Annotated in this window: 19 protein-coding genes; 7 read left to right on the top strand and 12 right to left on the bottom strand. The window is 43.2% G+C overall.

Annotated elements, in window-relative coordinates:
• Positions 1-250: 250 nt before the first annotated feature.
• Positions 251-2,383 carry a formylglycine-generating enzyme family protein gene (locus ACFSYC_RS04335; protein WP_377123907.1) on the top strand — a complete coding sequence of 711 codons (2,133 nt, stop codon included), beginning with the start codon at positions 251-253 and terminating at the stop codon, positions 2,381-2,383.
• 52 nt (positions 2,384-2,435) lie between these two features.
• Here ACFSYC_RS04335 and ACFSYC_RS04330 read toward each other — a convergent pair whose 3' ends face one another.
• Positions 2,436-5,471 (bottom strand): protein O-mannosyl-transferase family, encoded by a 3,036-nt coding sequence (locus ACFSYC_RS04330; protein WP_377123905.1) that lies wholly within the window; start codon positions 5,469-5,471, stop codon positions 2,436-2,438.
• Between the two features lie 186 nt (positions 5,472-5,657).
• Positions 5,658-5,873, bottom strand: a complete 216-nt coding sequence (locus ACFSYC_RS04325; protein WP_377123903.1) for a hypothetical protein — start codon at positions 5,871-5,873, stop codon at positions 5,658-5,660.
• Between the two features lie 452 nt (positions 5,874-6,325).
• Here ACFSYC_RS04325 and gltB point away from each other — a divergent pair, with 452 nt between their 5' ends.
• Together gltB and ACFSYC_RS04315 are read left to right on the top strand one after the other, a co-directional pair.
• Positions 6,326-10,855 (top strand): glutamate synthase large subunit, encoded by a 4,530-nt coding sequence (gene gltB, locus ACFSYC_RS04320; protein ID WP_377123901.1) that lies wholly within the window; start codon positions 6,326-6,328, stop codon positions 10,853-10,855.
• Positions 10,856-10,861: 6 nt separating this feature from the next.
• Positions 10,862-12,343 (top strand): glutamate synthase subunit beta, encoded by a 1,482-nt coding sequence (locus ACFSYC_RS04315; RefSeq protein WP_377123899.1) that lies wholly within the window; start codon positions 10,862-10,864, stop codon positions 12,341-12,343.
• 109 nt (positions 12,344-12,452) lie between these two features.
• Here the strand turns inward: ACFSYC_RS04315 and ACFSYC_RS04310 are convergent, their stop codons facing one another.
• The 3 genes from ACFSYC_RS04310 to ACFSYC_RS04300 all read right to left on the bottom strand — a co-directional run bounded on the left by ACFSYC_RS04310 (position 12,453) and on the right by ACFSYC_RS04300 (position 14,951).
• Complete coding sequence (locus ACFSYC_RS04310; RefSeq protein WP_377123897.1) at positions 12,453-13,112, bottom strand: YdeI/OmpD-associated family protein; 660 nt, start codon at positions 13,110-13,112, stop codon at positions 12,453-12,455.
• A 101-nt stretch (positions 13,113-13,213) separates the two neighbouring features.
• Positions 13,214-13,744: an RNA methyltransferase gene (locus tag ACFSYC_RS04305; protein ID WP_377123895.1), complete on the bottom strand. Its 531-nt coding sequence runs from the start codon at positions 13,742-13,744 to the stop codon at positions 13,214-13,216.
• Between the two features lie 46 nt (positions 13,745-13,790).
• The gene (locus ACFSYC_RS04300) at positions 13,791-14,951 is read right to left on the bottom strand and encodes a galactokinase (protein ID WP_377123893.1); all 1,161 of its coding nucleotides are present in this window, start codon (positions 14,949-14,951) and stop codon (positions 13,791-13,793) included.
• Positions 14,952-15,074: 123 nt separating this feature from the next.
• On the opposite strand from ACFSYC_RS04300, the gene ACFSYC_RS04295 reads away from it, so the two are divergent.
• Positions 15,075-15,365, top strand: a complete 291-nt coding sequence (locus ACFSYC_RS04295) for a YciI family protein (protein WP_377123891.1) — start codon at positions 15,075-15,077, stop codon at positions 15,363-15,365.
• 54 nt (positions 15,366-15,419) lie between these two features.
• On the opposite strand, the gene ACFSYC_RS04290 is transcribed toward ACFSYC_RS04295, so the two are convergent.
• The 3 genes from ACFSYC_RS04290 to ACFSYC_RS04280 form a co-directional block, all read right to left on the bottom strand.
• On the bottom strand, positions 15,420-16,169 hold the full coding sequence (locus ACFSYC_RS04290; protein ID WP_377123889.1) for a hypothetical protein: 750 nt from the start codon (positions 16,167-16,169) through the stop codon (positions 15,420-15,422).
• A 114-nt stretch (positions 16,170-16,283) separates the two neighbouring features.
• On the bottom strand, positions 16,284-17,165 hold the full coding sequence (locus tag ACFSYC_RS04285) for a hypothetical protein (RefSeq protein ID WP_377123887.1): 882 nt from the start codon (positions 17,163-17,165) through the stop codon (positions 16,284-16,286).
• 83 nt (positions 17,166-17,248) lie between these two features.
• Positions 17,249-20,011, bottom strand: coding sequence for a carboxypeptidase regulatory-like domain-containing protein (locus ACFSYC_RS04280; protein WP_377123885.1), 2,763 nt, complete (start codon positions 20,009-20,011; stop codon positions 17,249-17,251).
• 162 nt (positions 20,012-20,173) lie between these two features.
• Here ACFSYC_RS04280 and ACFSYC_RS04275 point away from each other — a divergent pair, with 162 nt between their 5' ends.
• Positions 20,174-20,641 carry a CYTH domain-containing protein gene (locus ACFSYC_RS04275; RefSeq protein WP_377123883.1) on the top strand — a complete coding sequence of 156 codons (468 nt, stop codon included), beginning with the start codon at positions 20,174-20,176 and terminating at the stop codon, positions 20,639-20,641.
• A 70-nt stretch (positions 20,642-20,711) separates the two neighbouring features.
• On the opposite strand, the gene ACFSYC_RS04270 is transcribed toward ACFSYC_RS04275, so the two are convergent.
• The 4 genes from ACFSYC_RS04270 to ACFSYC_RS04255 all read right to left on the bottom strand — a co-directional run bounded on the left by ACFSYC_RS04270 (position 20,712) and on the right by ACFSYC_RS04255 (position 22,741).
• Complete coding sequence (locus ACFSYC_RS04270) at positions 20,712-20,927, bottom strand: hypothetical protein (protein WP_214071009.1); 216 nt, start codon at positions 20,925-20,927, stop codon at positions 20,712-20,714.
• A gap of 310 nt (positions 20,928-21,237) precedes the next feature.
• Positions 21,238-21,567, bottom strand: coding sequence for a YbjQ family protein (locus tag ACFSYC_RS04265; protein WP_377123881.1), 330 nt, complete (start codon positions 21,565-21,567; stop codon positions 21,238-21,240).
• Positions 21,568-21,611: 44 nt separating this feature from the next.
• Entirely contained in the window at positions 21,612-21,893 is a 282-nt protein-coding gene (gene ppnP / locus ACFSYC_RS04260) for a pyrimidine/purine nucleoside phosphorylase (RefSeq protein WP_377123879.1), read from the bottom strand.
• Positions 21,894-22,018: 125 nt separating this feature from the next.
• Positions 22,019-22,741: a class I SAM-dependent methyltransferase gene (locus ACFSYC_RS04255; protein WP_377123877.1), complete on the bottom strand. Its 723-nt coding sequence runs from the start codon at positions 22,739-22,741 to the stop codon at positions 22,019-22,021.
• A gap of 101 nt (positions 22,742-22,842) precedes the next feature.
• On the opposite strand from ACFSYC_RS04255, the gene ACFSYC_RS04250 reads away from it, so the two are divergent.
• Both ACFSYC_RS04250 and ACFSYC_RS04245 read left to right on the top strand, forming a co-directional pair.
• The gene (locus tag ACFSYC_RS04250; protein WP_377123875.1) at positions 22,843-23,721 is read left to right on the top strand and encodes a LysR family transcriptional regulator; all 879 of its coding nucleotides are present in this window, start codon (positions 22,843-22,845) and stop codon (positions 23,719-23,721) included.
• 75 nt (positions 23,722-23,796) lie between these two features.
• The gene (locus ACFSYC_RS04245) at positions 23,797-24,990 is read left to right on the top strand and encodes a GAF domain-containing sensor histidine kinase (protein WP_377123873.1); all 1,194 of its coding nucleotides are present in this window, start codon (positions 23,797-23,799) and stop codon (positions 24,988-24,990) included.
• Positions 24,991-25,122 lie beyond the last annotated feature (132 nt).

Raw genomic sequence — 25,122 nt, 5'->3', positions numbered from 1 at the left:
TAAGTAATAATTTATCAAACGTAACAGGGGAGCGGAGGATGAAGGATATGGATAATAGCTGGGGTATTACTTGTCTGTAAGTATCTGATCTTAGTTAGCAGATCATCATTTAAAAATCTATGGCTTTATATGGACCTACTTGATTAGGTTGGTGACTTGTATATACAAATATTTCGTTTCAACAGTAAAAAGTCTTAGTTTCATGTCCTGATAACCAATGGGCTTACCGGCTCAAACAAGAATCACCTTTATGAAGAATAAATTATACCTATTTTTAATATTGCTGGCAGCTGCAACAGCGCAGGCCCAGGAGCCAGTAGTGGTTAGTGCCTGGAAAGAAGTTTTTAAAGGCCCGGTAAGCCCGGACAAGCGCGATCAATGGTTGGCAGATTTAAAAAGCTGGCGCGAGCGGCAACGGACGCAGATCAAATACAACGATATCTTATATGCCAACCCTAAGCTGCAATGGGTTAAGCACACCTTTATAGATGTGCAAATGATGGCACACGATCGTTATTTTTATGACCCTGTAACCCGTAAGTATACTGTAACCAAATACCTTAATGACCTGAAAAAACGCTACGGTGGCATAGATGCGGTGTTGATATGGCCCACCTACCCAAACATAGGTGTTGATAACCGTAATCAGTATGACCTTACTGCTAATATGCCCGGTGGCAAAGCCGCCGTAAAACAAATGATCAAAGATTTTAAAGCTAACGGCGTAAGGGTTTTCTTCCCGATAATGATCTGGGATCATGGCACGCAACGCATAAAACAAACCATGCCCGAAGCCCTGGTAAAAGAAATGAAAGACCTTGGGGCCGATGGATTGAATGGCGACACAATGTCTGGCGTGTCTGATGATTTTTATGGCTTTGCCAAGAGCGAAAATTATCCACTGGCGTTTCAACCCGAGCTAAGTTTGAAGGACCTGAAGATGATAGAATGGAACACCCTTAGCTGGGGCTACTTTTGGGGCTACGAGCATGATCCCGGTATAAGTATTTACAAATGGTTCGAGCCAAAACATCAGGTAAATATCACCAACCGCTGGGCAACTAATAAAACTGATGACCTGCAATACGCCTTTTTTAACGGTATAGGTTATAATACCTGGGAAAATGTTTGGGCCATTTGGAACCAAATCCCGGAAAGAGACGCCGAAAGTATCAGACGCATTTCGGCCATTTATCACCAGTTCCCTGATGTGTGGAGTAACGCCGATTGGGAACCCTACATTAAAACTGAGCAAAAGGGTGTGTTTGCATCAAAGTTCCCTGACGCAAATAAAACGATATATACCCTGGTTAACCGCGACAGCACAGATGCCAACGGTACACAAATAACCTTACCATATATCGCCGGCCAAAAGTATTGGGACCTATGGAATGGTAAAGAGATAGTACCGCAAATTAGTGGTAGTAATGCTGCTTTAAATTTCAAAATAGAAGGTTATGGCTTTGGTGCTGTGCTGGTTGCAAACGGCACAGCAAAGCCGGCAACGCTTACCGCTTTCTTAACTAAAATGGCAGTAATGAGTAAGCGCGGGCTAAAAACCTACTCCGCTAGCTGGGAACCGGCAACACAGCAAATGTTGCCAATTGCTAAAACTAAACTTGCGGTTAAACAACCGGCCGGAATGCTGAGGATACCTGCCGTAAAAGGTTATAATTTTGAATCGGTAGGCGTGATGATTGAGGGTAACGAGCTGCCACCGGCGGTGGGGGTGCAACACTCATGGGAGAGCCATCCTGCACGGTCGCAGAAACATTCAATGGACATTGCTTCATTTTATATTGATCAATACCCGGTAACGAATAAGCAGTTTAAAACATTTTTAACCGCTACCGGCTACCAACCTACAGATAGCCATAACTTTTTAAAAGATTGGTTTAAAGGCATATATGCCGAAGGCGAGGCCGAGCTGCCTGTAACCTGGGTGTCATTAGCTGACGCGCGCGCTTATGCTAAGTGGGCCGGCAAACGCTTACCGCACGAGTGGGAGTGGCAATATGCTGCTCAAGGTACGGATGGAAGGGTTTATCCATGGGGGAACGATAATAATAAAGCCAATTATCCACCGGCAGACACCGCACGCGCTATGCGCAAGCCTACCGCGGTTAACGCATATCCACAAGGTGCAAGCCCGTTTGGGGTGATAGATTTGATAGGTAATATATGGCAATGGACAGATGAGTATCACGACGAGCACAGCCGTACAGCCATTTTAAAAGGAAGTAGTTATTATCACGCGCAAACCTCGGGCTGGTATTTCCCGCCGGCTTTAGAGCTTACTAAGTATGGTAAATACCTGCTAATGGCACCGAGCATTGACCGGGCCCGAACGATAGGCTTTAGGTGTGTAGCAGACGCGCAGTAACAAAAATGGCGACCTGACAAGGTCGCCATTTTTGTTTATATAGAATTAGCGTTTACTCTTTAAACAACGACGCAAACTGGGGCTCGTATTTTTTTATCTGGGCCATGTATTTATCATACAATTTGGCTTGATGAGCGCTGCGCGTGGCATCCGCCATGCCGTAAAGTATATCAAATGCGGTTTGAATATCATAACCATTAAACGCACCCGAGTGGTTCTGCATTTGTCGGCCGGCATAATCCAGCTGATCAACTATATAGTTGTCAATAGTATTGAAGTATTTAGTAGCAAATGCAACGTTATTTACCTTAAACGCGCGCTGTGCCAGCGAAAACTTATTGCGGGAGGTACGCATATCCACATCTAGTTCGGGCATTTCCTTATCGAATTTGTTGATCAGGTTAGCGGCAAGATCCAGGCGGCCCTTTGCAATCAGGTCATCTATCAAATCAATAAATGTGCTGATCATTACCGGGTAGAACATCGTTTTTGATTCGTGGTCAAGGTATTTGGCGGTTTTAAACTTGCCGAATTTAAACTTGTTCATGATCTTATCATACATCACCAAGGTATTAACCTTACTATCCTGAAACTTAATACTGGTATCAGGCTTTAACGGCATAAGGTGGTATACAAAGCCTTCTTTATACAGGTAGGGTTGCAGGCCTATCAAATTTTCGCTACCAACGGTAGTGGCAAAGCATATCGGCCTTTTCCAATTGTTATGAGCCATTATATCCAGTATGGCCAGGTTGTCTTTTAACAGGTAGTTTGATGTAAACTTCCACTGCAAAGTATCGGTAATAAGGTGCTGCTGATCCTTTGATACCACATTGTTTTTGATAACATCATCACGCTTTATGGTGATTTTAAAATCTTTGGTAGGCAGGTAATTAGCGGTTTCACCGCTTTGATAAGTCGCAAACGTACGCGGGTCGTCAGATGTAACAAAGTCAAACACATCTTTAACCTCAACAGCGCCGGGTATGCCGGCATTTCTGTAGTAGATTACATCGCGCACGCCATCTTTATACTTGTCATAAGGCATAGTGATAGGCAATGCGTCAGACGCATTTATTTTACGCTGCATCTGGCGTATATACCAGTCGCCGGTAAACAGGCTCAGGTTAACCAGTCGTACGTCGGGGCGTATGCCTTCTACTTCTTGCGCATACCAAACGCAGTAGGTATCATTATCGCCATAGGTAAACAAAATGGCGTTTGGCGGGCATGATACCAGGTAGTTATAAGCCATGTCATGCGCCACCATTTTGGTTGACCTGTCGTGCGCTTTCCACTCTTGCGATGCCATTACAACAGGCACCGTGAACAAACAAAGTGCGCTAGCTATATAGGCGGCAGTTCTTGGGTCTATTTTTTTCCTCAAAAAATCAGCTATCGCGATGACACCCAAACCTATCCATATCGCGAAAGCGTAAAAAGACGACACGTAGGAGTAATCGCGCTCGCGCGGTTGAACAGATGGCTGGTTTACATATAAAACGATGGCCAGACCGGTAAAAAACCACAGTAAAGTAATCACCAGGGCATCACGTTGTTTTTGTTTAAAGTGATACCACATACCTATCAACCCCAATATCAACGGCAGAGCGAATAGGGGCGTATAGGTTAAGTTATTAGTAACCGATTTTGGTAGCTGTTTCGCGCCGTCAAAAATGCCTGTGGTCCAATCACCATCAACATACCCTTTAAAACTCAGTGGACTGATCAGATGTTCCTGCCCGTCCATGTCATTAATACGGCCGGCAAAATTCCACATAAAATAGCGCACATACATTACGTATGATTGCCAGCTGAAGAAGAATTTAAGGTTATCAATAAAATTGGGTACCTGCCCTTCGCTCATCTGTAGCCATTGACAGTAAAATAGCGGGTTTTGCCCTTCGGTGCTGTAAATACGCGGAAAGATGGTGTTATGGTCGTAACTGTATTTCTGTTTCTTGCCCGATACCTCGTATTGTTTTTCGCCACGGCGATAAAGGGTTTGGCCTTCGGTTTGATCAACTACCTTGGCATCGAAATAGGGGCCTGTCAGTAAAGGCGTTTCGCCATATTGCGCACGGTTTAAATAGCTGTTTAATACAAAGGCATTATCAGGGTGCGAGTTATCAAGATTGGTATTTGCAGTTGCACGTATAGGAATATAAACAAAAGCGCTATAGCCAAAGTAAATAAATGCTACGCAAAGCAGGCCCAGGTTTAATAAAGCTTTCTTTTTACGGATGCTGTAAATAATACCGCCTACAATTGCTGCTATCAACAGCGAGAAGAAAAATAGAGACCCTGAACCAAAACCTAACCCTAAAGTATTTACAAAGTAAAGGTCGAAATATGCAGATAGCTGGATAGTCCACTGCCTGATACCGAATTGTACTAAACCAAGTATCACAACGGCAATTAGCAAAGCTAATAAGCCACTTTTTAAAGTCACCTTACTGGTTCTGCGGAAGTAAACTACCAGGGCAACTGCAGGTATGGTTAATAAGTTAAGCAGGTGTATGCCTATAGATAGGCCTATCATATAGGCTATAAAAACCAGCCATTTATCGGCGCCCGGTTCATCAGCATGAGCGTCCCATTTTAATATCGCCCAAAAAACAATAGCAGTACAGAGGGCTGATAGCGCAAACACGATCGTCTCAACTGCCGAGAACCAAAATGTATCTGTAAAAGTAAAACTCAAAGCACCCGCTAAGCCGGCGCCCATTATCAATATGGTGCGTGTTTTTTCGCTTTCTCCCGCTGTGGCAGGTAACAGCTTTTTAGCCATCGCGGTAATGGTCCAAAACAAAAACATAATGGTGGCCCCACTTGCAATAGCGGACCCCATATTAGTGAAATAAGGTACGCGGGTAACGTCGCCCAACGATAACAGCGAGAATACTTTACCTAACATGGCAAACAAAGGGTAACCCGGCTGATGCGACACCTGCAGGCGGTACGCGCAGGAAATAAACTCTCCACAATCCCAAAAACTAACAGAAGGCTCTAAAGTTAAAATGTAGGTTGCAGAGGCTATAAGGAAGCAAAGCCAGCCCAGCAGGTTGTTGATCTTGTTGTATTGCATAGGTTTGAGTAGAGTTTTTTCGATGAAGTAAATATCAATAATTCTGAATCAAAATATTGCTACTTCATCCGGCATTAACATCTTTTAACAAGTTTGTAATGCGGCTATCTGTGCGGCAAAGATGATAAAAAGAAAGCGGATACCTTAATAGAAAGTATCCGCCCCCGGTTAACAGTGATTGATCTGTTATATTTTTATAATACGTTTATCTTGCTTTTGTTGCGGCTTTTCTGGCGCCAGCATAGGCAGCAGTTTGACGATGCTTATTAATGCGCCGCCAATAATACCAATAGCTTTAAAGCCAAATTTTACAAAGGGTTTCATTGTTTCCCAGTTAGTTTGTAATGTTTCTACCCGGTTTTGTTTAGGCGGGTAATATTTTTTGAGGGATGTGTTTGCCATAGTTTTATACTTATCTAACTACAAGCGTATCTGTATTTGAATTGTTTGAGCTAACTCGATTTGAACCGAATTCAATGCCCTAATTGTTTGAGTGTTAAAGCAATGTTTTGACTGGTTCACCGCGTCGATACAGGGCCTTATTTATAATAAATTCAGAAATTAAATAATGTAAATTTCAGTATTATCGTAATTAGATTTCGTTTTTTTGTGTTATTTGAAATGGTGTTTCGTTGTTTAAACACATGGTAACGTTTAATTTGGTTAATATTACCTAGGTCATATAATTTGAGACTATTTAACGGAACTTGTTAAAAAATTATTAAATTTAAAATTATAACACCTATTCTATATAAGAATTTAGTATAATCCCAAAAATTAATATTTATATCGTAAAAAAGTTTTGATTTTCTTATTTTCGTGGTTACGAACACATATAACCCGTTTGTACAGCGATGGATCAGAACGAAAGCACACAACAGGGTCTTTACAGGCCAGAATTTGAACACGACTCTTGCGGTACCGGCTTTATAACCCATATTAACGGGCATAAAACCTACCAAATTATAGATGATGCGCTTAACATGTTAGCCAATATGGAGCATCGCGGCGCTTGTGGTTGCGACCCGGACTCTGGCGATGGCGCCGGTATATTGCTACAGTTACCTCATGAATTTTTCATGGAAGAATGCTCAGACCTGGAGATCAGCCTGCCCGAGGCTGGCGAATATGGTGTGGGTATGGTTTTTCTTCCAAAAGAGCCGGCTTTAAAGAAAGCTTGCCGTACTATAATTGATGGCGCGCTTGAAAAGCTTGGTTTAACGAAATTAGGCTACCGTAAGGTGCCAGTTGACTCGTCTGTTATTGGCGAGACAGCACGCAGCGCCGAGCCGGATATCGAGCAACTATTTGTTGCCAGACCCAATGGTGTTACTACCCCCGAGGATTTTGAACGTAAGCTTTATGTTTTACGCAGATATATTAATAAAACAGTTACCGAGTCGTTACCAGGCGCGCGTAATTCATTTTATTTCCCATCGTTTTCTTGCAAGGTTATTATTTATAAAGGCCAGTTAACTACATTCCAGGTGCGCCAATATTATGCTCATGATCTTAATGATCCACGCATGAAATCAGGCCTGGCTTTGGTTCACTCACGCTTTTCAACCAATACCTTCCCTTCATGGAAACTGGCTCAGCCTTTCCGCATGATTGCGCATAATGGCGAGATCAACACGCTTACAGGTAACCTAAACTGGTTTTACTCGGGCTTAAAATCATACGCCTCAAGCTATTTCAGCGCCGAGGAGATGGAAATGTTATTGCCCGTGATCGACAATAACCAGTCCGACTCTGCATGCCTTGACAATATCATCGAGATATTGCAGCATACCGGCCGTTCATTACCACACGTAATGATGATGCTGATCCCGGAAGCATGGGATGGCAACGAGCAGATGGACCCGATCAAAAAAGCGTTTTACGAGTTCCACGCTACTTTAATGGAGCCATGGGATGGGCCGGCTGCTATTAGTTTTACCGATGGTAAATTGGTAGGGGCGGTACTTGACCGTAATGGCCTGCGTCCGCTACGTTATACTATCACCAGCGATGGTCGCGTAATTGCAGCTTCTGAAACCGGCGCCGTAAAGATCGATCCAAAGATCATTGTTCAAAATGGCCGTTTACAACCGGGTAAAATGTTGCTGATTGATACCGAAAAAGGTATGATCATTACCGACGAAGAAATAAAGCAACAAATTGCTTCCCGCCAACCTTATGAGCGTTGGTTAGAGAACTACAAAATAAGACTAGAAGACCTGCGCGAGCCACGTTTAGCATTTGCTAACCTGAGCGCTGACGCGGTTTTCCGTTACCAGCAGGTTTTTGGTTACTCCCGCGAGGATATCGAAACCATCATCAAACCAATGGCGCTTGATGGTAAAGAACCAATTGGCTCTATGGGTACCGACGTTCCGTTGGCGATTTTGTCCGACAAACCTCAGCACCTGTCAAGCTACTTTAAACAGTTTTTTGCACAGGTAACTAACCCGCCGATAGATCCTATCCGCGAGCGTTTGGTAATGAGCCTTGCTACGTTTATAGGTAACAACGGTAATTTGTTAGACGAGGATAAAATGCATTGCCATTGTGTAACGCTTAAACATCCAATCCTTAAAAATCACCAGTTAGAAAAACTGCGCAGTATTGATACCGGTATGTTCCATGCCAAAACGCTCCAAACTTATTTTAATGCTGATGGCAACCCCGGATCGTTACAAAGAGGCATTGAGCGTATATGCCGTTATGCCGAAGATGCAGTTGCAGATGGCTTTGAAGTATTAATCCTTTCGGATCGTGCTTTAGATTCTGAGCACGCGCCTATACCATCATTATTAGCTATATCTGCAGTACACCATCACTTGATTAAAAAAGGTTTGCGTGGCGCCGTAGGTATTGTTGCCGAGGCTGGCGACGTTTGGGAAGTACATCACTTTGCTACGTTATTGGCGTTTGGTGCTACTGCCATTAACCCATACCTGGCACAAGCTACCATAGAGAACTTAAAAGATGCCGGTGTACTTGACACTAAGCTGGACAAAAAATACTTGTTGAAAAACTATGTGAAGTCTATCAATGACGGATTGTTAAAGATTTTCTCGAAAATGGGAATCTCGACCTTACAATCGTACCATGGCTCACAAGTGTTTGAAATATTAGGTTTAAACAAAGCCGTAGTTGATAAATATTTTAGCGGCGCGGTTACCCGTATAGGTGGTTTAGGCTTAGATGAGATTGCACGCGAAGCACTTTGTAAACACCGTATTGGCTTTGGTGCCCAAGCCGGCGAAAGTAAATTGCTGCCGGAAGGTGGTTTATATCAATGGAAACGACGTGGCGAAGAGCATTTGTTTAACCCAACTACCGTACACTTATTACAACACGCTACAAAAAGCGGTAGCTATGACGTTTATAAAAACTACGCTAAAGCCATAAACGAGCAAACAGAGAAGCATTATACCATTCGTGGCTTGTTAGACTTCGTTCATCACCGCGAGGCGATCTCTATTGATGAGGTTGAACCGGCGGAAGGCATCATGAAGCGTTTTGCTACAGGTGCTATGTCATTTGGTTCAATATCGCACGAGGCTCACAGTACTTTAGCTATTGCGATGAACCGCATTGGTGGCCGTAGCAATACCGGCGAGGGTGGCGAGGATGAAGAGCGCTTTAAAACGCTTCCTAATGGCGACTCAATGCGCTCGTCTATCAAGCAGGTAGCGTCAGGTCGTTTTGGTGTAACATCAAATTACCTGACCAATGCTGATGAGTTACAAATTAAAATGGCGCAAGGTGCAAAACCGGGCGAAGGTGGTCAATTACCGGGCGATAAAGTTGATGACTGGATCGCACGTACCCGTCACTCAACACCGGGTGTAGGTTTGATATCTCCGCCGCCACACCACGATATTTACTCTATCGAGGATTTGGCACAGCTTATTTTCGACCTTAAAAATGCTAACCGCCAGGCACGTATCAACGTTAAGTTGGTATCAAAAGCAGGTGTAGGTACTATTGCCGCTGGTGTAGCTAAAGCACACGCCGATGTGATCCTTATAGCCGGTTATGATGGTGGTACTGGTGCATCGCCAATAAGCTCTATTAAGCACGCAGGTTTACCTTGGGAGCTTGGTTTGAGCGAAGCTCATCAAACCCTGGTACGCAACAAACTGCGTAGCCGTGTAGTTTTGCAGGCCGATGGTCAGTTAAAAACCGGTCGCGACTTAGTCATTGCTGCGCTGATGGGTGCAGAGGAGTGGGGTGTTGCAACTGCAGCGCTTGTTGCCGGTGGTTGTATCATGATGCGTAAATGTCACTTAAATACCTGCCCTGTGGGTGTGGCAACGCAAGACCCTGAATTGCGTAAACTATTCACCGGTAAACCAGAGCATGTTGTAAACCTGTTTAAGTTTATGGCGCAAGAGATGCGCGAGATCATGGCTGAGCTGGGTTTCCGTACCATTAACGAAATGGTTGGCCGTATCCAGTTTTTGAAAGTACGCGATAACCTTAAAAGCTGGAAAGCTAAAAAGATCGATCTTTCAGGAATGTTGCATCCGGTAACTAACGATAAAAACTTAACTTTATATAATAGTGAGTCGCAAGATCACGGCATGGATAACATTATCGACTGGAAATTGTGGGAAGATGCAAAACCTGCATTAGCAGACAAAACGCCTGTATTTGGTACTTATGATGTGGTTAACACAGACCGAACTATTGGCGCACTGTTATCTAACGAGATCTCTAAGATATACGGTTCTGCAGGTTTGCCAGACAATACCATCAACTACAAATTTAAAGGCCCTGCCGGACAAAGCTTTGGTGCATTCTCTACAAAAGGGGTATCGTTTGAGTTGGAAGGCGAGTCTAACGATTACGTAGGTAAAGGCTTATCAGGTGCGCAGTTGGCTATCTATCCTTATGCCGAAGCAACCTTTGTACCAGAGGATAACATCATTATTGGTAACGTTGCCCTTTACGGCGCTACATCAGGCGAGTTATTTGTTAGGGGTATGGCGGGCGAGCGTTTCGCGGTACGTAACTCTGGCGCTACAACAGTTGTTGAAGGTATTGGCGATCACGGTTGCGAGTACATGACCGGTGGCCGCGCGCTTATACTTGGTAAAACAGGCCGTAACTTTGCGGCAGGCATGAGTGGTGGTATTGCCTGGGTGTACAATGTTGACGGTAAGTTTGCCGAAAACTGTAACACCGAAATGGTGGACCTTGATCCGCTATCGACCAGAGACGAGGAAGAAATATTAACCTTATTGCGTAAGCATGTAAGCCTAACCGGCAGTAAGCTGGCGCAGGATATCATCAAAAACTGGAACGAAGTATCGGCTAAGTTTATCAAGGTATATCCAAGAGAGTACAAAAAGGTTATTGAAAAATTACAATTACAAACTACAAGCAAATAATTTTAGATGGGAAAGCCAACAGGATTTCAGGAATACGACAGGGTAATGCCTGATAAATTGCCACCTGCAGAACGTGTAAAAAACTATAAGGAATTTGAAAGCTTGTATTCTGACGATCAGTTAAACAAGCAATCGGCACGTTGCATGAATTGCGGTGTACCGTTTTGCCACTCGGGTTGCCCGCTGGGTAACATCATTCCGGAGTTTAACGACGCTGTTTATAAAGAGAAATGGGAAGACGCTTACGAGATACTATCGTCTACCAATAACTTCCCTGAGTTCACGGGCCGTATTTGCCCTGCACCTTGCGAGAGCGCCTGCGTATTGGGTATAAATAAACCGCCGGTTGCTATTGAAGAGATTGAGAAACACATTATTGAAATAGCTTACCAAAAAGGCCTGGTTAAACCAACGGCTCCATTGGTTAAAACCGGTAAAACGGTTGCTGTTGTAGGTTCTGGCCCTGCGGGGATGGCAGCTGCAGCACAACTGGCAAAAGCCGGCCACGAAGTTACCGTATTTGAGCGCGACGATAAGGTTGGCGGTTTACTACGCTACGGCATCCCTGACTTTAAGTTAGAGAAAACTGTTATTGACCGTCGTGTTGAAGTTATGGTGCAAGACGGTGTCGTATTTAAAACCAACACCGAAATAGGTAAAGACATTGCTGCTGACGAAATCACCCGTAATTTTGACGCGTTAGTGTTGGCCGGTGGTTCAACTATTCCGCGTGACCTACCTATCCCGGGCCGTGAGCTTAAAGGCGTTTACTTTGCCATGGAGTTTTTGAAACAGCAAAATAAACGCGTTGGCAATTCGCCAATCACTGTTGAAGAGATATTAGCTACGGGTAAGGATGTTGTTGTTATAGGGGGTGGCGATACCGGTTCTGACTGTGTTGGAACATCAAACCGCCAGGGTGCAAACTCTATTAAGCAGTTTGAAGTAATGTTTCAGCCGCCTCAGGCACGTACAGAACACATGCCTTGGCCAACCTACCCCATGTTACTAAAAACCACTACATCGCATGATGAAGGTGTTGAGCGCCATTGGGCTGTCAATACTAAAGAGTTTTTAGGCGACGAAAATGGTAACCTGCGTGCATTGCGCGTTTCGGATGTTGAATGGGAAATTGATTTCTTAGGTCGCCCGGTTAAGTTTCATGAAGTAGAAGGCTCGGAGCGCGAGATACCTTGCCAACGTGTATTTTTGGCAATGGGTTTCTTGAACCCGCAATACGTGGGTATGCTTGAAAGCCTTGGTGTAGAAGTTGACGGACGTAAGAACGTTGACGCTAAAGAAGGTGTTTATCGCACCAACGTAAGCAAAGTATTTGCAGCTGGCGATATGCGTCGCGGACAATCATTGGTTGTTTGGGCTATATCTGAAGGCCGCGAATGCGCCCGCAAGGTTGACGAGTTTTTGATGGGACATTCTGCTTTAGAGAGCAAGGATTCTATTAACCAATTTGAGCAGGTATTTAGCTAAACATTTTTATTAGGAATGAATAGAAAACTCCTCTTTCGCAATGCGGGAGAGGAGTTTTGTTTTTGCACAGCTTATTTTAATTGTTCAGTTCGTTGCCCGCAAGGGGAGATTACTTCTCCGACGGATTCTTTTTACCGGCATTTAATTTATCAACCATTCTCTCTAACCGTTCATCTCTCGTTTTATCCTGTTTGGCAGAAAGTATCCAAAGCACATACTCCTTTTTGTTTGAGTAGGAGAGGCTTTGGTAAAAGGCCATAGCAGCAGGTTGGTTTGCAAGGGCATCGGCGATAATTGGGGGGAGTTTTATCTGCTTGTTATCAACGTCAATATAAGCCGCATATTCGTTTTGGCGAATCTGCTCATTGCCACCCTGAGCTATTTTAGATTGACCCAAGGGGCGAAAACGCAGGGCAGTCCAGGTGTCATCAATAGCAGCAGATGCTACAACACGCAGGCCGTATTTCTCTACCTCTACCCAGCTTCCCATCATTTCCAGGTCACTTTTAATGCCAGAACTCTTTTTGGGGTAGGTGATCCAAAAGATAGTATCAGGTTTTAAAACGGGTGATATTGTTTTGAGGGATAATACAAGTTCGTCGGTATTCGTTACAAAGATCTGTACACCGTCAAAATCTCCCTCGGGTTGGTGGCGTATGGTCGCGCCCTCGGGCAAGGGCTCAAGTAAGCTGAGATAATTTTCAGGTGCCTTATAAAGTAACCAGCTTTTGCGTGCTTTTATAAAAAGTTTTTTTGCTAACGGAGTCATGCTGATATTGATTTATATGTCATCCTGAGCAGCCGTAAAGGATCTGCGGAACCAATACGCCGTCCCAAATTCCTTGTCCTCAGTATCAATAAAAAGTTATCCTATAACTCCAATTTAGCAAAAAAATCCCACAAAACAATACCTGCGGATACTACGATGTTAAAAGAATGCTTAGTGCCAAACTGCGGTATCTCAATGCATGTATCTATCAGCTGCATCACTTCATCGCTCACTCCATTAACCTCGTTGCCGAAGATAAGGGCGTATTTGGCGTTTTTATCGGGTGTAAAGGCGTTAAGCATCACGCTATCCTGTGCCTGCTCTATGGCAATGATCTTGTAACCATCCGCTCGTAATTGCTTTAAAGCGTGTGTGGTGTCAGCGTAGTAGGTCCAGTTTACAGATTGCGTAGCGCCGAGGGCTGTTTTTTCTATCTCGCGGTGCGGGGGCTGGGCCGTGATACCGCACAAACAGATCTGATCCACTGCAAAACCGTCGCTCGTACGAAAGATTGAACCGATATTGTGCATACTGCGCACATTGTCAAGCACCACAACTACAGGAAGTTTTTGCTGTGCCTTAAACTCCTCTATCGTGGCGCGGTTAAGCTCGTCTAATATTAGTTTACGCAATTGTCGGTGATTAGTTGATCAGATATTAGTTTCGGTACCACGTAATTTAAGTAGTTTGCAGCACGCCGACGCCATTGCCAATTAGTGATTGATAAACGGAGGGTGCGTAACCTATTTTGTTCGTATAAAACTCATTTAGTTCGGCCGCAAATTTATCAAACGCAGCTTCCTTTACCAGCGCTATCGCGCAACCGCCAAAGCCTGCCCCTGTCATACGCGCGCCTGCAACATCAGGGTTGGTTTTGGCATATTCAACAATGGCATCAAGCTCTTTACCGCTTACTTCGTAAAGGTCGCGCAAGGAGTCGTGCGAGGCATACATCAGCTTGCCGAAGTTGGCCAGGTCATTAGCAGCTAAAGTGTCGGCAGCCAGTTTAACCCGGTCATTTTCTTCAACTACATGTTGTGCGCGCTTGCGTACAGTTTCGTCGGCTATCAAATGCTTATGTTGAGCAAAGGTTGCCGAATCTATATCACATAAATAATTAATGTCCAATTTTTCACTAAGCGATTTAAGTGCTGCCTGGCATTCTTCAACCCGCTCGTTATATTTTGATTCAACCAGCTTGCGCGATTTATTAGTGTTGATAATAGCCAATACATGGTTACCTAAATTGCTGGGTACGATATCGTATTTCAAAGTATCGCAGTTTAGTACGATGGCTTTGTCCTTTTCGCCAAAGGCAACGGCAAACTGGTCCATTATCCCGCAGTTCAGTCCCATGAAATTGTTCTCGACAGACTTGGCTATCTTTACCAATTCAAGTTTGCTGTAACCGCTATTAAACAGCTCGTTTAACGCAAATGATGTCACTACTTCAATAGAAGCCGATGACGACAAACCCGCGCCAATGGGTATATCGCCAAAAAACAATATATCCAGGCCGGTGATCTTGTGGCCGTCTTTTGTAAAATGCGCTATCGCCCCCAAAGGGAAATTATACCAGCCATCACCATCTTTTTGGTAACTGCTGCTAACCGGTATCTCGGCCTGCTCTTCAAAATTCAGACTTTTAAAGCGAAACACGTTTTCGTCGTTAGGGCTCACCAGCATATAGGTGCCAAATGTGATAGCAGCAGGCATAACAAGGCCGCCATTGTAATCTATATGCTCGCCGATAAGGTTTACTCTGCCGGGCGAAAAAAAGGCGTGAGCGGCTTCTTTGCTGTAGGTGTCTTTGAATTTGGTAAGCAGATCGTATTTCATTTGCAGGCGTTATTTTTTGGTTTGGCAAATATTGCAAATAATAGCTTATAAGCCGCTTGGTTTAAGCAAATATTTAGCAGAAAATACCTACACTTGTTTAGCTAATACACAAAGTTTTACAGCATGAAACAGTTTTTGATAACCGCATACGATTACACCGACGATGGCGCTCTGGAACGCCGCATGAACATTCGCCCCCACCACCTTGACGGTGCACGCGCGCTAAAAGCCAGTGGCAACTTCATTATCGGCGGGGCGATGGTGGACGAAGAGGGCAAGATGATAGGATCGACTATGGTGTTGCAGTTTAATGATGAAGAAGAACTTTTGGCCTGGCAAAAGAGCGAGCCCTACATCACGCAAAAGATCTGGGAGTCGGTTGATATCAAACCTTTCAGGGTAGCCGACGTATAGAAACGAAAAAGCCGGAAGGAATCCGGCTTAGGCTTTCTCATAATGAGAGGTTTATTACCGCTTTGCAACGGCCCCTGTTGCCAGGTTAATGGTATAAGTTTCTTTGCTGATTACCAATGTCGCGTCGTTAAAGCCATTAAAGGTTAGCTTGCCTTCAAATAAGAAAGCGCCTTTAGGCGAGTTGCCGGTAACACTGGCTGTTGCCGTTCCGGCGGTTATTGTAGCCGGTACTGTGGCGGTAGACTTGGCTATCGTTAAGTTGGTTAAACCTATATTGATAGAGATAGTGCCTTTACGGGTAGTGTCAGCATTCATCTTAAATCCGCACATGTTTTTAAGCTGGCCATTTACGATAAACGCAGGTGCTGCATCGCCAAGGCCGGTAACGGTAGTGTTTGCACTGCCATTGCCCTGCGACGATAGTTTAAGGCCGTAATACTGCCCTTTAAAAGCTGCAGCGCTGCTAACACTCTGGTACTGGTTGTTAGTATTGCAGTTAACTGTACTTACTATTTTGCTTGTGAAATTGAATGTGGTGGCTGATCCGGGCGCACTTTGACGAGAGATGGAATCAGAAATGATAGCACCGCAGCCAACGCTATTTTTGTACAGTTTGAATGAACAGTTTGTAACATCGGTAGCCAGGGTGTTTAGTCCATTGGTGCTCGATGATAAAGCGCCGGCTATCATGTTTGCCGATTCTTCTATAGAAATTGCTGTATTAACTTCGGCTACCTGCATTTTCTTACAGCCAACGCATGCGGTTATAACAATAGCCATTATGAATATTAGGGGGGATTTCATAATTACGATATTCTTTTGATCAGTCATATAATCTTAACTCTTTAAAAGTAAGACTATAAATTGAATTATCATAATAATGTCACGAAATTATTTATACTTTAAATTAAAATTGCGTTAACGGTAATATTTAAGCTTACGGCGGGCGGTCAAAACAAACTTAGCATCGTTTAAAGTATACCTTTTTGTCCAGTTGCCGGGCTTATCAAACGTGGTGTATTTATAAGCAGCAGCGTTTACTCCAGCAAGCTTCAGTTTTCTCTCCCGATTATCGCGCGCATCGCGCCATATAGAATCTGTAAAACCTAACAGATTTTGTCTTTCATCGTACCGGTAAATTTTGTGACTTTCTTTTTGTCCATTTGAGTTATGAACTATTTCTGATACCCTCTGATGATTTTGATTGTAGGCTATTAATGAAGTATGTTCTAAAGGATTATCTTTTATAGAAAATAAGGTAGAGTCAGTTGAGATGGTGGCCAGAGCCAGGTAAAATGATATTTCCTCGTCATGAAACTTGTCAATGTGTCGCACAATTTTAAAAGGATTTAGTTTTCCCTCCCTGTAAAAGGTATCCCTTTGCTTTGCCCTATCATAAACGGTGTGGGATGTTTCTGCCTTACCTTCATCAACATAATAGGTCTCTACTAAATTATTCTGCCTGTTGTAGGTGTACGTAAATAAACTGTTAAGGGCTTTAGGTAGCTTTCTGATAATTTTTACGCGACGACCGCTATCATCGTATAGCGTCTGATCCCAGATAGAAAGAGTATCTGTTTTGCTCAACCGAAAAAAACCTTTCGAATCTATTTCTCGTCCCAGTGTATCATACAGTGTTGTGATTTTACCAAATAGTTTATGCTTGCCTTTTATAGGTTGGTACGAGTACTGTATGATTGATTTTACTCTCCCTCTTGGTTGGGGATCAGTTTGCGCAAATACAGTATCAGTTGGCAAAAATAATAGGAGTACGGAAAATAGTATCGAATTATAACTCATCACAAGGCGTTAGGTATCATCAAATATAATGATAAAGGCGATGCACTGGTGCATCGCCTTTATGTTTTTCAGTTGTAAAACTACTATTTTACCGTGTAACGATACATCGTACGGCCAATATTACCATCGGTATCAATTCCTTCAATAATAGCGCGATAGGTGCCGGTACCGTCAGCGTTTGTTACATCAAATGTAGCAGCGCCGGTAGCCTTATCTGTAATAACTTTTGGGTTCCAATAAATGGTGGTGCGTAAATCGCCCCCAAAAGATCCTGTTTTAGCCGCGTCGTATCGGGGTGAATAAAAGCTGCGCGCCATGTAATAACCTTTTGGCGTAAAGTTGCGGGCGCTGTATTGGGGGGTAAGCAATTCTGCCAGCAGCTCTTTATCTAATTTTCCTTTCACTCTCTTTTTTGACGTTACTACCAAAACGCCGCTGGTGTTATTAACTCGGTTTATGCCGCTTAACCCTTCGGTATTAAATACTTCAACCTGGTCAATATTGTCTGGCAATACTGTTAGTAAGTCGGTATAGTCTATAACCGCGCCATCCATATAGATAGACATCGGTATGTGCCTGCCGCTATTATACTCGCGGGCCAGGTATAGCATGTTTTGATTTTCAATAACGCCCGGCATCATACTGCGTATACATGCAAAAATATTGGGGCAGCCTTTTAAAGCGGAGCCATCAAGCGTATGGTCGGCCATCATGCTTAAGCCTACCAAATTGGGGTAATCCTGGTGACTTGCTTTCTTTTCAATCTTAACCTCTTTAATAACAACCTCTTTTATCACCCTGGAATTTTGAGCAATTTTTTTGTCGTTTTGCAAATAGGCGTTCAAGGCAGTATCAATGTTTACCAGTTCGGCCGCTGTGGTAAAACTTGGGGTTGCTGCCTGGGGCTGCGGATTGCTCAGCATAATCATCAAATTATTAGCGTTATTACTGCCGCGTGCATTAACCACTGCTTTAACAGAATCCGGAAAAAATAATTTAGGGATCTTAAATTCACCGTTTGCATCGGTATTTACTACCGACGAGATCTTCATATTTTTGATATAAAAGTTAATGGTACCGCGCGGTACAGCCATGCCTGTTGCGGTGCGCAACGATCCGCTTACCTCTATGCCCTCTTCGGGCAGATACTTAACTATCGGCGCTTTATTGGCTAGGATATCCTTGTAAACAAAACGACGATAGCCTTGGGTAAGCATTAAAATATCCAGATCAGCAGCTGTAGCGGCAGAGGGTTTGTTAAAATAGTAGTTCGGCTGTTCAACGTAGCCTTTCAAATCGGCCGTTAGCAGTTGATGGGTAAGAATAGTCACTTCGCTGTTCTCATCAAAAGGTACCTTTCTGTCATCAATAACTGTTACCGACAGGTTTGCCAATGCAGGTTGATTAGCCGGTGTTTTAGCACCCACCGTAAATGGTACTAAATCGCGCCCGGTATAACTAGTTTTTGGTGTGCTTAATGTTAGTTGTAATTGGTCTTTACGTTGTATAAATGCCAAACGCTCGGCCAATACATCGCCGTTTGACGCGAAGATGGTAAACTGCGCAACGCCCGAAGGAAACTTAGCTTTTGGGATGGTAGCGGTGTAAAGCTTGCTTAACAACGGTACCTGGCCGGCATAGCAAACCAACTGGCCTGATTTACCTACAATAGCAATAGTTTTGTTTTTGCCCGCTTGAATAAACGCGTCGTTGGCGGCGAATGTCAGGGTGATTTTTTCAGGGTCAGTGTTATTTACAGACAGCGTCATACCCACATCTTTTACTTGGGGCAGGTCGTAGGTGTTTTGCGTTCCGTCCGGAAAAGTTAGGTTTGCTTTATAAGTTTTTCCTGTTGCCGGTGTAAATTCAAAAAATCCCATACCCAAGTGTTGAGTTGCAATAGTCGCAACCGTAGCTCCGCCATTATCAGTAACTGTCCCCTTAAAGTCGGTACCCATTCCATCACCTTTAATGGCTTTAAAAGCTACTTTTGTTTTTATGCCAGTAATCATATCGCCACCTTCGGGGAAAAATTGAACATCAATAGGAGCCGCTACATTTTTTAGCGGATAAGAATTTACGGTAGTGTTATTGTTGATCTCGATACCGGTTATTAGCATAGCAGTGCTTAGCGCGGCTGTCTTGCTGGTGTTAAAGCTTACCGCAAGGTTGCCTCTACTATCTGTAGTGCCTTTACCTTTACTTAAATTATCTTCAAACTCGCTGTTCTGTACTTTCCAGCTTACTTTTCGGCCGGCATAGTCGCGCCCGTCGGCTGTGTAATAGTGTATAATGGCATCAACCTTAATTTTATCTTCATTAAACTTACCGGCAAGCGTAATGGTGCTAAACACGGTGCGGTCTACCAATGTACCAATAGGTATGGTTTTGTTAAAAAAGTATTCGGGGTCAAAATTGCGCATCCAGTTGGTATACGCCCTCACGTGATAATTACCTTGCTTGTAAACATTTTTAGGTAATAATATGTCGCCCGCAGCCACACCATCAGTTACGGGTAGCTTTAAAATTTGTATAACAGAGTCTTTGGCGGTAAGGATATCAACATAAACAATTTTGCTTATTTGCGACGGCAGGTGCTTGTTTTTGGTCATGTCTTCCGTAGCCAGCATATCGCTGGTTACATAGGCTTTAAACCAAATGGTGTCGCCTGCGGCGTAATAGGGTTTATCAAAATGTACGTATACTTTTTCAAGGGGGAAATCGGCATTGTATTTTATGGTTTTATCAACAATGCTTTTTACACCTACGGTGTCAGTTTGGGCAGATGCCGATAGGCAGATCAAAAATAATATAGATAGTACAGCAACAAACTTTCTGAAATTCATTTGTATGTATTAAGACATTTAAAAAGATGGATAAATATATCTATTTATGCAGTATGATGATAAAGCATAATAAACTTTAACATCTTTTTACATAATTGTAGTGTCAACAGGCGGTGAAAAAAGTAAATAGCCAACAGTGACTGCCTGTAAAAGTAAATAGCTATGGGGATTGAAATTGAACGCAAGTTTTTAGTAAAGCATGATATTTGGCAGCAGCAAGCTAAACCCGCCGGGACAGTAATGCGGCAAGGATACGTGGTAAATGAAACCGGTAAAACCATAAGGTTGCGTATAACCGATACTAAAGCTTATATAACCTTTAAAAGCGGAACACAGGGCATAAGCCGGGCAGAATTTGAATACGAAATTCCTGTCGCCGATGCAACTGAACTGTTTGACTTATTTGTAGAAAGCGGTATAGAAAAGACCAGGTATAATATCACCTACCAAGATAAAATTTGGGAGGTTGATGTTTTTAGCGGCGATAACCAGGGGCTTATAGTTGCCGAGATAGAATTGGATACCGAGAATGAGAAATTTGAATTGCCGCCATGGGCGGGGCCAGAGGTAAGTGATGATGAGCACTACTACAACTCCAGTTTATCTGTTACACCTTTTCAAAAGTGGTAAATAAATAAGGCCGGTGCTTATGTAAAGTACCGGCCTTATTTATACTATTGGCATGCGCCAACAGTGATGCTTACCAGCCGCTACCTTTTTTAGCTGCGCCGCTAGCGATGTGACCTTCTGCAGTAGCTTTGCTCATGATAGCAGCCATTTTGTTGCCTGCAGCATCAGCACCAGTAGCGATGTATCTACCTGATTTTACATCAATCGTAGGATCAACCATTGGTACATTTTTAGTTTTCGTTTTTACTGAATAAGCGGTAATGCCGCCACTTGTAGGTGTTGCCATGATAAGTTTTTAATTGTTTAATAAAAGTTAACCTGTGTTAGGTGTGAATTGTTTTCACAAACATAGTTTTACTTTTATTAAGTAGTATACGCATACGCGTATTTTTTGTAAGCTAAAATGTGGATAACCGCCCGTTTTAGGCCCTTTTCATCAAAATGTGGAAAACTTGTTTGCCCTACCAAACTTAATTTGGCAGTTTAAGTCTTGCAAATCATCTTTGATGGTTGAAATGGTCATAGCCAAATATAAATGGTAACTGTCTGCTTAAAGCTATACAGGCCCGGGCTGTCACAAAATTAAGCGTTAATTATTAAACCTTTTCAACCACTACGGCGGTGCCATAAGCTAATACTTCGGTGATGCCTTGCATTACTTCATTAGCGTCATAACGCATATTGATAATCGCATTCGCGCCGGTTTCCTGCGCATGTTGTATTAACAGTTGATAGGCTTCTTCGCGGGCCTTTTCGCAAAGCTCAACATAAATAGAAAGCCTGCCGCCAAACAACGACTGCAAACCGCCGACAAAGTTACCGCCAATACTCCGGCTACGCACGGTAATGCCTCGTACTACGCCTAAATGTTTAACAATGCGATAACCCTCAAGGCTGGTGCTGGTAGTTATTAATGATAAATCCATAATTGATAAATATTTTTATACCAAATATAACCTATAAGCAATAACTATTGGTAGGTACATAAATAAGAAGTTTGACCCTGGCATTTTACTTTAAAAGAAGTGTTTGCAGGTACTTCAAAATATTGGCCGTTGGTATAGCTTTTCCATTCTTGTTGGCCGGGCAGCAAAGCTACCAGTTCGCCCTCAATAACGGTCATGGTTTCATGGGTCGAGGTGCCAAACTCGTATTCGCCACTTTCAATAACGCCGATGGTGGATTTACCTTTTGCTGACGTGTAGGCCAGTGATTTTACCGCACCGTCAAAATATTCGTTTACGTTTATCATTGTTGTATGTTTTTGGGCCGAAGATGGTGAAAATTTTGGATTTAGGATATCAAATTTCGGATTTGTTGTCTGGTAACAATACCAATATTCAGTTCCAGATTTGGACAAAAATCCAATAACCAACGTTATTTGATCCCACCGAACGCCGCGAAGTAAGAGTTTTTGTGCAATAGTTCTACATGGGTAAAGCCAACTTTGGTTAACAATGCCATCTGGAAGTTTACAGATCTGGGGGTGTCCTCGTGGTCCACATAGTCTAATACTTTCCGGCGATACTCCGGTCCGCCCAGTGTATCAAGATAGTCGCTGTAACGTTGCTGAAATAGGCGGTTCAATGGCTCGGCATTATGGGCAATTAAATCAGAGATCCAAAAGCTACCGCCGGGTTTCAATGTGTTATACATTTTAGTAAACACGTTTTCCCAATCCGCCTCACTGCGCAGATGATGAAATGTTGCTGCCGCCAAAATAATGTCGAAATGGTTATCGGGCAAATCCAAATCACGCATATCCTGCTGAATGATGGTAACCTCGCCATTGGTTTCAGCGGATACTCGTTGCTTAGCTCGCTCTAACATGGGCATGCTTAAGTCATTCAGCGTACAATTTAGGTTACAGACCTTGCTTAGCATTTTCAAAGTATAGTTACCAGCGCCGCAGCCTATGTCCAAAAGGTGTGTGGCATGGGGGTTAACGTATTTGGCAGCTTCGGTGCAAAGGTCCATGGTTAGGGGCGCATCAATAGTGGTAGCCTGCCCGGTATCAAGGTTCGAAAAACGTTCTACATCATTATCAAACCGTGCACGTATCTCGTCGTTGGTGGCCTTGCCTGTATAATCTGTTGTCATAATTATAAATTGCATTTGGTATTTGCCAAAACTAGCAGCTTTTACGATATTCGAAAAATATCAATTTTATCAACTATTGATATTTTTTAGGTATCAAACATATGGAGTTAAGGCATCTTTGGTATTTTAAAACGGTTGCAGCACATTTGCATTTTCGTAAGGCTGCGTCCGTATTATTTATTTCGCAACCGCCGTTAAGCAGGCAAATTAAAGAGCTGGAAGAGGAGCTGGGGGTGCAGCTGTTTTTACGAAACAACAAACGTGTAGCCTTAACCGAAGCAGGTAAATACTTCGCGACATCCGTAGATAACATATTTGCGATACTTGAGGAGAGCACAAATATCGCCCGGCAAATACATAACGCTGCGGATAGCGGCGAATTGAAAATAGGTTACATCAGTTCTGTATATCAGCCGCATTTAGCCGGGGTTTTAAAATCTTTAAGGCAGCAGTTTCCATACATTAAAACAAGCTTGTACGAGCGGCCTACCATAAAACAGGTTGGAAGCCTTGAGCAAGGGCAGCTTGATGCCGGGATTTTACGCATGCCGGTAAATTCTGATAAGCTTGAAATTAAAACCCTGTTTTTTGATCCCTTTATGGTGGTAATGCCCAAAAGTGATAAAGGCCCTGAGAGGAAAAATATTGCTGACTACATACGCGACAAACCCTTCATATTTTTCAATAAAGAATATGCGCCCCATTACTACGATAAACTGATTGAAATATGTTACAGGTTAGGGTTCAAACCTGATATCACGCACGAAGCTAATAACGTGCATTCTATAGTTCAATTGGTGGAGGCGGGCTTGGGGGTATCTATACTGCCGCTGTCATTAAAACAGCAATATGCTGATTTACGGTTATCGTTTGTAAGCCTTGAAGATCTCCCGGTAAATACCGAGGTTGTGCTGGCTTATAAACCTACCAACACAGGCAAGGCGCTGGAGTGGTTTTTAAAAAATTATCCTCAAAGTTGAGGTGAGGTATGTATCTTGCTTTTTTACAACCATCCGTGCCGTTAGCACGTATAAATTTCACTTAAACTTGAAATTATGACTAGTGCGCCGATACCTGACAATGAGTTAGAAAGAATTATGAATCTGGCTGATTTTGACCTGGATTATACCAGCCAACAAGATAGTTTTAAAGACCTGGCTAAGTTAGCCGCCAAAGTTGCCGGGACAGAAATATCGCTGGTTAACCTTATAGATACTTACACACAGTGGACAATTTCTCACCATGGTTTAGAGATTGACCAAATGCCACGCGAGGATAGCGTTTGCCAGCATACTATTATGGGTGATGAGGGATTCGAGATTAAAGACTTGGCTCTTGATGATCGTTTTAAAGAGAAGTTTTATGTGGTAGATGATCCCAACCTGCGCTATTACTATGGTGTGCCTTTAAAGACAGATGGCATTAACCTGGGAGCGTTGTGCGTGCTAGACAACCAGGAACGCCAGATAACGCCCGAAAAGGCGGAACTTTTAAAGATTATAGCCGACGAGATTGTTAACCGCTTAAAAGGTATTAAAGTGATTAGCAACCTTAGAAGTAGATTGAAGGAGGCTAACGAGGATAAGAAAAAAGTAGCACATGATATACGTGGCCCCTTGGGTGGTATAGTTGGCCTAGCGCGCATTATATCTGAACAGGGGCATGATAACGAGATAGAGGAAGTGCTTGACTTTGTGAATATGATACATAAAAGCGGCCACTCTATTCTTGAACTGGCCGACGAGATTTTGAGTAACAACGAACCTAAACCTTTAAAAGGTGACGAGTTTAATCTTTCGCTGTTTAAAGATAAGTTAGAAAAGTTATATCAGCCCCAGGCACGCACTAAAAATATCAACTTTAGTGTAATTATAAGCCCGGATGAAGCGGGCACGCCATTTTCGAAAAATAAGCTTTTACAAATCATAGGTAACCTGATATCAAACGCCATGAAGTTTACCCCCGCCCAAGGTAAGGTGACGGTACACATGGACATAGCGCATCAGGAAGATGGAGAAATGCTTAAAATCAAGGTTTCTGACACAGGCATAGGTGTAAGCAAGGAGGGGATAGATAATATATTAAGCGGTAATAAAACGTCGACCAACGGAACCGGGGGCGAACAAGGCTATGGCTTTGGTTTAGCCCTGGTGAAGCACTTGGTTGGGAGCCTCAAAGGAACGATGTCCATAACCTCAGAAGAAGGCAAGGGTAGCGTCTTCCATTTAAGCATACCTGTAGACAACTGATATCTAGCGACGTATTGTACGGACGTACATAACAACTGCTATAAATAATACAGCCAGCCAAAATAATTTCATCATGCGGCTAATTAAGGTATAATTTATCATATCCGCATAAACAAAAATGCCCGGTGCTGC

This window comes from Mucilaginibacter antarcticus, from assembly GCF_042686155.1.
Lineage (GTDB): Bacteria > Bacteroidota > Bacteroidia > Sphingobacteriales > Sphingobacteriaceae > Mucilaginibacter > Mucilaginibacter antarcticus.
Note: the sequence above shows the minus strand (reverse complement) of the source record. Positions and strands in the feature narration are given on the sequence as shown.